Source organism: Mycobacterium paraffinicum, from assembly GCF_025822865.1.
Classification (GTDB): Bacteria; Actinomycetota; Actinomycetes; order Mycobacteriales; family Mycobacteriaceae; genus Mycobacterium; species Mycobacterium paraffinicum.
In genome coordinates, this window is the sequence record NZ_JACKUR010000007.1 from 1 (window position 1) to 7,961 (window position 7,961).

The 7,961-nt window shown below is 63.7% G+C and carries 4 protein-coding genes; 1 reads left to right on the top strand and 3 read right to left on the bottom strand.

The annotated features are described in order from the left end of the window. Positions 1 to 583: 583 nt before the first annotated feature. From H7J89_RS00060 to H7J89_RS00070, 3 genes are read right to left on the bottom strand one after another with little or no spacing between them, the layout of a single operon-like run. The gene (locus H7J89_RS00060; RefSeq protein WP_264035537.1) at positions 584 to 1,462 is read right to left on the bottom strand and encodes an amidohydrolase family protein; all 879 of its coding nucleotides are present in this window, start codon (positions 1,460 to 1,462) and stop codon (positions 584 to 586) included. Then, a complete protein-coding gene (locus H7J89_RS00065; protein WP_264035538.1) occupies positions 1,459 to 3,042 on the bottom strand; it encodes an SDR family NAD(P)-dependent oxidoreductase in 1,584 nt (527 codons plus the stop codon). Before H7J89_RS00065 ends, H7J89_RS00060 begins: the two co-directional genes overlap by 4 nt. Then, on the bottom strand, positions 3,039 to 4,823 hold the full coding sequence (locus tag H7J89_RS00070; RefSeq protein ID WP_264035539.1) for a flavin-containing monooxygenase: 1,785 nt from the start codon (positions 4,821 to 4,823) through the stop codon (positions 3,039 to 3,041). The genes H7J89_RS00065 and H7J89_RS00070 overlap by 4 nt, the downstream gene beginning before the upstream one ends. A 993-nt stretch (positions 4,824 to 5,816) precedes the next feature. On the opposite strand from H7J89_RS00070, the gene H7J89_RS00075 reads away from it, so the two are divergent. Continuing rightward, complete coding sequence (locus H7J89_RS00075; RefSeq protein WP_264035540.1) at positions 5,817 to 7,310, top strand: class I adenylate-forming enzyme family protein; 1,494 nt, start codon at positions 5,817 to 5,819, stop codon at positions 7,308 to 7,310. Positions 7,311 to 7,961: the final 651 nt, after the last annotated feature.

Below are 7,961 nucleotides of genomic sequence, written 5' to 3' on the forward strand. Positions count from 1 at the left end.
CTACAACCATCAGCGTCGACACAGCGCCGCAGACGGACTGTCGCCCGTCAACTACGAGATCAGGGAAAACAGTCAGAAGCCGGAAGCGGCTTAAGAAACCCTCCACGATCTCAGGGGAAGCACATAATGGGTTTTGATGGCGAATGAGCTTAGGATCCGGTGTTTGCAATAACACGAGGCTCTCGGCCAGCTCCGTTCGCCTTATCGGGCTTCGACGACGTCGCTTGCCCAGGTGCGACCCGCATGGTCGAACGGATACCAAGATCCATCGGAGTTATCCAGGGCGCTGTCGGCGGCGGCTCGCGCAAAGATCGCATTGATCGACTTGACCTCCTTCCCATCGTGTGAGGCCGTGCCTGACGAACGAATTGTTTGTGCCAGGATTTGGCCACCAAAAATGACGTTGCGCCTCTGGATCCATTTCCGATGGCGCTAAATCTGGTTTCGCAAATCCGGTCGAGAATCAGTAGGGAGTGTGAATCCGTCACCGTTCGAGGCCTGGTTTGAAGTTTGGAATCACGTGCTCGAAATTCCAATCATTCCACGAGCCCGCCGTCTTCCGGCCGGCGCTTGTAATTACCCGCTAGCAGCGGTAGATCCGCTCGGCATTGGCGGCGAAGAGTTTGTCCCGTGCATCTTCGTCGAGTCCGTTGGTGACTGTGCAGTAGGTGGTGTAAAGGTCTTCGAAGCTGCCGTGCATGCCGTCGACGGGGAAATTACTCGCGAACATGCACCGGTCGACGCCAAACGCGTCGATGGCGTATTCGAGCCATGGGGCGAACACGCCGGGCGCCATTGACCTGAGCGCCATCGCAAGGCCGGAGAGCTTGCACACCACGTTGTCCCCAAGATCTGCGAGCGCGTCGATGCCCGCCATCCAAAGGGCGCGCTCCTCGTCGGAGTGGTTGCGGGGCCAGCCTGTGTGCTCGACCACCACGACGAGGTCGCCGTGACTTTTCAGCCCCTTGGCGGCCGCCGCGAGCTGATCGGGGTGAACCGCCAGCTCAAACACCAGCTGCCGTTCGTGCAAGGCTCGAAGTATGTCCCCAGCGGGCAGCGGACCCTCCGCAGCCCCCATCGGTCGGACACCGCGGAAGCGGGGCGCCGCCAGCTGTATGTCGAGGGCGGCCACGGCCTCGGCCACCGTCGTGGTGGGCGGCAGGCCGCCGATGATCGCATCGGGATGGTCGTCGGCGTCGGCTCGTCGGTCGAGCTCGAGGGTTTCGTCGACCGAGTGACCGCCGGTAGCAGCGGCGACGTTGACCAGTTTTTCGACGTTCCATCCGGCGGCCTCGGACAGGTAGGTGGGCACATCGAAACGGCGTGACATCCCCGAGACGTCACCCATGTTCAGGGCGTTTTGGGCCGCTGACAGATAGGGGTACCAGTCGGTGCGGGCGGGATCCCACAAGTGCACGTGGGCATCGACAATGCGCGCCGGTTTCGCGCTGGCCGTCGTCATCGGGGCGCCACGACCTCTCGCAGGGCGTCGTCAAACCATGCGGGCACGGCGGGACCGCCGAAGCTGATGCTGCCGATGGGTCGTGGGTGGCTGCGCAGGCCGATCCACCCTGCGCCGGAAACCAGTTCGGCACCCGCGAGGTCGGCGGCTGAAGGACTACACACCAGGTGGGTAATCAATGCGCAAGGGATGTCGGCGGACTCGGCACTGACGGCGAAGGGCACGACCAGATCGCCGGTGGCCTTGCGCCCCGCCCGGGCGAGTTGAGCTGAGGCCTGAGCCCTACTGCGGCCGCCCGCGGTGTTCGCCGCGGTGACGGTGACGAGCCGGACCGGGCGGTTTCCTGTAGCAGCGAAATCGGCCACGGCCCGCGCCCACTGGGCGTCGGAGTGGATCCATTCGGCGATCTTGTCGTGTTCGGAGAGGACGACTTCCCAGTCGAAGGCCGCACCCTTTGCAGCCCGGCCGCCCGCCACGGCGACCACGACTGCGTCGAGCGAGTCGAGATCGGACAGCTGCGTGGGGGATTCGATCGGGTAGCATTCCACCCCGTGCGCCGCCAGCGCACCGGAGACCGTCGCCGTCACCTCGGGCACGTCGGCGACGAGCGCGCACGACCGCGAGACGGACATGGTTGGGCCACCGGCGGGCGACTGGTCGAATATCGGCCCGAATCGCGGATTGCTTCCGCCTCCGCTGACCTGATTAGTCTCGGCTGGGGCCAAAGCAGTGCGGGTCGCGGTGTCGATGACGTGGGCCGGCGACGCAACGCCATCGATGCGCACAACCTCGATCAGCCTGGGCTCGTCGATCACCGCGACCTCGGATCCGCCGACGAACAGCACCCGCCCGCGGCATGCATCAAAGGTGTCGCTGCTCAGGTGAGCGCAGATCGGGCCGAGGTGCTCGGGGGCGGGCATCGAGCCCAACGACAGCCCGCCCGTCGTCGAAGCGCTCGTCAGCTGCGGCTGACCCAGCGCGGCCGCCACCATGCGGGTAGCGGCAATCGGGGATACGGCGTTCACCACCACTCCGCCGGGCGCGTGGCGGCCTACCTGCCAGGTCAGCGCGGCCACTGCCCGCTTGGCGCAGCTGTAGGCCCCGGCGTCGGCCGAACGCCACCCCGATCCGGAGGTGACTCCGAGGATGTGCCCCTTTCCAGCCGCCGCCATCAACGGCAAGGCGGCGCCGAGTACGTTGCGGTAGCCGTCGAGGTGCACCGAAAGCACACTGCTCCAGTCCTCGTCGCTTCCCTTCGCGAAGCCTGTGGGGCGGCTGATGCCAGCGACGTTGACGACGGCGTCGAGCCCGCCAAATTCGTCGGCCAGGTCCCGGAACAACCGCCGGATCCCGGATTCGTCGGTGACCGATACCGCGGAGGCCCGGGCGGCGCCACCGGCCGCGGCGATGCGCCCCGCGGTGGTCTTCTCGGGTTGAGGGAGTCGCTCGGAGCCATCGACGGAGACCAGCGGATCGACGGTCACCACGAACGCCCCCGTGCGACTGACGGATTCGGCGATCGCTGCACCGATCCCCCCGCCACCGCCGGTGACGACGACCACGCGCCGCCGATCGCTCACGCCAGATCCAACCCGTCAAGTTCGCCCGACGCGAGCCACCCCTCGAGCAAGTCACGGTAGGCGAAGAAGTCGCCAAAACCGCGGCCGAAGTTCGTATCGCGCGGCTTCACACCACCAGGATCGCCCTCGTTATTGAGGCGCGACGGCGTGCAGGCCGACATCACGGCGCTCGGGTCGACGTAGGTGTCGACGATCTGCCTTATCCAATCGGCCTCGGCGTCGGCGTTCACGTCGAACACCGCTACACCCTGCTTCTCGAGCAGCGCCACGGCGCCGGCCACGAATTCCGCACCGAGCAAGGCGAGTTGAGTGTAGTTGACGGTGACCACCGATTGTTGTCCGGGCGCGGGCATCACGAACATGTTCGGAAAGCCCCGGCTCATCATCCCGAAGAGGCTGGCGGCTCCGTCGGCCCACTTCTCGGCCAGCGACGTGCCGCCGCGCCCGACGATGTCGTGGCCGACGCGGCGCTGCAGCGGTGTTATCTCGGCTTCGAAGCCGGTGCCGTACACGATGCAGTCGACCTCGAACTGCCTGCCGCCTACCACCGGTCCGTGCTCGGTGATCCGCTCGACACCGGCGGGGCAGTCGACCAGGGTGACGTTCGGGCGGTTGAATGCATCGAAGTACTCGTCGTGGAAACAGGGCCGCTTGCAAAGATATCGGTAATACGGCTTGAGCGCGGCGGCGACATCAGGGTCGCTGACCAGCTTATCGATTCGCTGCCGATGCTCTTCCATGATCGCGAAGTCGATCTCCTCGGCATTCCGCATGAACTCCTCGACGGTTGCACCCTTGATCCTGGGTGGGTTGTGCACCGCGGCGTAATGCTGCGTCCAGCCGTCCGCCGTGAGGTCGACATCAACCGGTCTGCCCAACATGATCGATTGGAAGTTGTCCATCCGCGTCTTCTGCCAGCCCGGCTGCAATCCCGCAGCGAACGACGGATCGGTGAGACGGTTTCCCCGGACGCCAATGGCCGACGGCGTGCGCTGGAAGACGTAGACCTGCTGGGCGGCCTCGGCGAGCGGCGGAAGCACTTGTATCCCACTGGCTCCCGTACCGATGAGCGCGACGGCCTTATCTCCGAGGTTGGTCAGCACTTGGCCCGGGCTGCCGCCGGTGAAGCCGTAATCCCAGCGGGCCGTGTGAAAGGCTCGTCCGCTGAAGTCGTCCATGCCCGGAATCGCAGGCAACTTCATCAAGTTCAGTATGCCCGCTGCCAGCACGTAGTAACGGCACGACAGTTCGTCGCCCTGATCGGTGCGGATCCTCCATCGACCGGCGCCCTCATCCCACGTGGCTTGGGTGATCCCGGTGTGGAACAGCGCATCCCGAGTCAGGTCGAAGCGGTCCGCGACCGCCTGCAGGTGCTGACGGATCTCCTCACCGAAGGCGTAACGCCGAGTAGGGATGTAGTCGAGCTCCTCCAGCATCGGAAGGTATTGATAAGACTCGACATCGCACATCACACCCGGATAGCGGTTCCAATACCAGGTGCCGCCCATGCCGCCGGCTGCGTCGATGATCCGAATGCGCTCGACACCCACCTTGCGCAGATGAGCGCCCGCGAGGATCCCCGCGATGCCACCGCCCAGGACCACCACCTCGGGATCGTCGATGACGGGCTGACGCTCGACGTAGGGCGTGAAGGGGTCGGCCCGGTACCCGGCCACACATTCGTCGCGGGTCAGGTCTCGGATGGCTGCCCGACCGGGAACCAGGCGCTTGTCGCGCTCGGCGAGGTACTTGGCGTGCACTACGTCAGGGTCGAAGACCATAGACTCTCCTTCTGCGGGCACGATACTGATGTTACAAACTTCCTACAATATGTCAGACTTCGCCGCCTGATGGGGCGCGCCGGAGTAGATGGCCTCCGTATCGGATAGCGACGCCCGTCCAATTGCACGCAGGGCTGTCACTTGAATGCCCTTGCTGCCGAACTCATTCGGTGCTCGAGAGGACGCATTTGGCCGGGAGCCCGTCTGGGGTCGAGTCACCCCAGACGGTGAGGTCCCCGCGGCCGTCGGCGTATGAAGAACACAGCTGATGCCAGTTATTTCATATCTTCAGGGGCCATCGTGGCGCTGACGGCCGGTGGTGTGCCGTCGGTGGGCGCGGACGGCGCCTCGATCGCCGGAGTCAGACTGGCCCAGGATGCGCCTAAGTATGCGCAAAGGTCTGAGGTCTGCGGCCGCAGGAATGAATATCGTTAACGCTCACCCACTAAGCGAGCGATCGACCAGCAGTTCGCCGGTCGACTCGACGCCGTCCGTCAGGGAAAAAGGTAGACGTCGAGGCGGTATCGATTCACGACCGAAGCGCACGAGTCGGGGCTTGCACTTGCCAGCCTCACCGTTGCCCTAGATTCCAGCATCACGCGTCAACCGACGATGAACCGTTTCGGGCCCTTCAACGGAAAGGTCACGTCGGCAAGCGGACTCACTGCAGCTCTCGGAAAAGAAACCCGCATTGCCGCCATCCACGCACCCCCTCACACGGTACCCAAATCGTTAATATATTGGCATAGGAAAATGAGTGAATTATACCGGGCGCGGTGAGCACTGAAACGCGACGCGTTCATGCTGGAGTCGTCGTCGCGACCGCCACGCCCCGACTTTTTCAGGTCGAAGTGGCTAGCGAGTCGCGTTGCGAAGAGATCGACCGCGGCGCCCCGGGCCGCATCGAGGCCCCAACCTTAGTTTGCTATCTTAAAAAGATTGAGGTTGTTATAGCCCCTCGTACCAATGCCGCTGCAAGCGAACAGGACGGCCATGTCTGACGTACATCCATCGACGGTGGCGCCGCAAGCAACTGGCGTGTCCTATGGCCGTCAGCTCAGTGTGCGGGCGGCGGAAAATCCGGATGGAACAGCGCTGACGTTCATAGCCCGGGACGCCACCGAGACAACGCTTTCCTGGGAACAGTTAGAACGTCGAGCGAATGCCTGGGCTCGTGCCCTGCAGTCACAGTCCGTGGGGTACGGAGAGATGGTCGCGCTGTCCGTGCCGAACTCGGTGGAAATAGTGCTTGCCGCATTAGCTACGTGGAAGCTGGGCGCGGTGCCGGTCCCGATGCGCTGGGATTTGCCTGAATGGGAACAAAACCGCCTCCTAGACGTCATCGACCCGGTATTCGTGCTCACCGACGCTAACCGAGAGAACATCGCAGATCTCGCCACCCGCGCTGAGCAGACCCCATTGCCCGACGTAACACCTCCAGCGCTGAATGGCATTTGCAGTTCTGGTTCGACCGGACTGCCCAAGATCATCCTCAATACCGCACCAGCGTTGTGGACACCGGCGAGCAGCACGCCGTTCATGGCACGCTGGACATCGGTCAGCCAACCTCAGACCATCCTGGTGCCCGCCCCGATGTACCACACCAACGGTTTCATTCCGCTGAGCTATCTGCTGGGCGGCGACCGTTTGGTGGTCATAGAGAAGTTCGACGCCGCACTAGTCCTCGACGCGATCGAAAATCACCGAATCACAACCTTCACCGTGACTCCCACCATGTTGGCGCGCATGGCCGACCAACCCGATATCGAATCCCGCGACCTATCGAGCATCGAATGGATACTGCAGGGCGCTGCTGTCATGCCTCAAACCCTGCTGCGGCGCTGGTTTGACTTGCTCAGCCCCGAGCGCGTCGTGCTCTCATACGGCATGACCGAAAATCTCGGCCTGGCTGCCCTTCGCGGCGACGAGTGGCTACAGCATCCGGGAAGTGTAGGAAAGGGATTCCGCGACACCGAAATCCGGATCATCGGGCCCGACGGCGCGACCGTCGCGCCCGGTGAGATCGGAGAAATCTATCTCCGGTCGCCGATGAGTGGCCAATACCGCTACATCGGGGGAGCCGCTCCCCTTCCCACGACCTCCGACGGTTTCACCTCCGCCGGAGATCTCGGTTACCTCGACGCCGATGGCTACCTCTATATCGTCGACCGACGAACTGACCTGATCGTTACCGGTGGCGCGAACGTCTTTCCCGCCGAGGTCGAGTCAGCGTTGATCGATCATCCCGACATTGCCGATGTAGTGGTGATCGGACTCGCCGATCCGCAATGGGGGCGACGGGTGCACGCGGTGATACAAGCGGCCGACACAAGGCGGCGGCCGGACCCTCAATCCGTGATTTCGTTCGCCAAGGGGCGGCTCGCTGCGTATAAGGTACCGAAAACCGTTGAGCTGGTTGACGAAATACCCCGTACTGCTGCCACGAAGGTCAACCGGTCGGCAATGGTCGCCGCCCGCGGCGGCTGATCAATCCATCGCGTTCGTCGCGCGCAGCGCCATTTCGTTGTGCTCCGGGTTACTCTGCTCCGATCGCGTCCGGCTGCCGATACGCCTGTCCCCTTGTGTGGATGATGAATTGCTTGCGCAAACGGCCGCGATCGGCCTCGTTCATCAAGGGATAAGCATCGGTGCGCCCCGGTCGTCACCAGACCGGATAACCGCACAACCAGGCCTCTCGCTGGCGATGGCTGATGTCGGCGGCCAGCTCGACGGGACGGTGTCGATGGATGCCACGATCAACCGGGCTCATCAGCACGCGACGACACGACCCGACCCGATCAGGACACAGGAGCTGGGTCGAATTACACGAATCTGCCGCTGATCAGCGGTAAATGTCGCTTGCCAGGGTGATGGGTACCACCTGATTGCCAGGGGGATGGGACCACCGTGGCGCGTTATGAGGATGCTCGTGTTGGTGTTGGGGTCAACTTGGCCGGCCCGGTGCCGTTGGCGGTAGGACGGTCCTTCGATGACGAGTGTGTGGGCGGTGGAGGTGAGGTTCCCCCGAGACCGTAGAGGCATCAGCTATAAGGGGTAGCGATGTCAGAGAAACGGAAGAAGTATGACCGTGAGTTCCGGGATGGGGCTGTGCGGATCGTGCGGGAGACGGGTAAGCCG

Coding starts and splice junctions, on each gene's coding strand:
- H7J89_RS00060 (WP_264035537.1), bottom strand. CDS start 1,462: ATGACGACGGCCAGCGCGAAACCGGCGCGCATTGTCGATGCCCACGTG.
- H7J89_RS00070 (WP_264035539.1), bottom strand. CDS start 4,823: ATGGTCTTCGACCCTGACGTAGTGCACGCCAAGTACCTCGCCGAGCGC.
- H7J89_RS00075 (WP_264035540.1), top strand. CDS start 5,817: ATGTCTGACGTACATCCATCGACGGTGGCGCCGCAAGCAACTGGCGTG.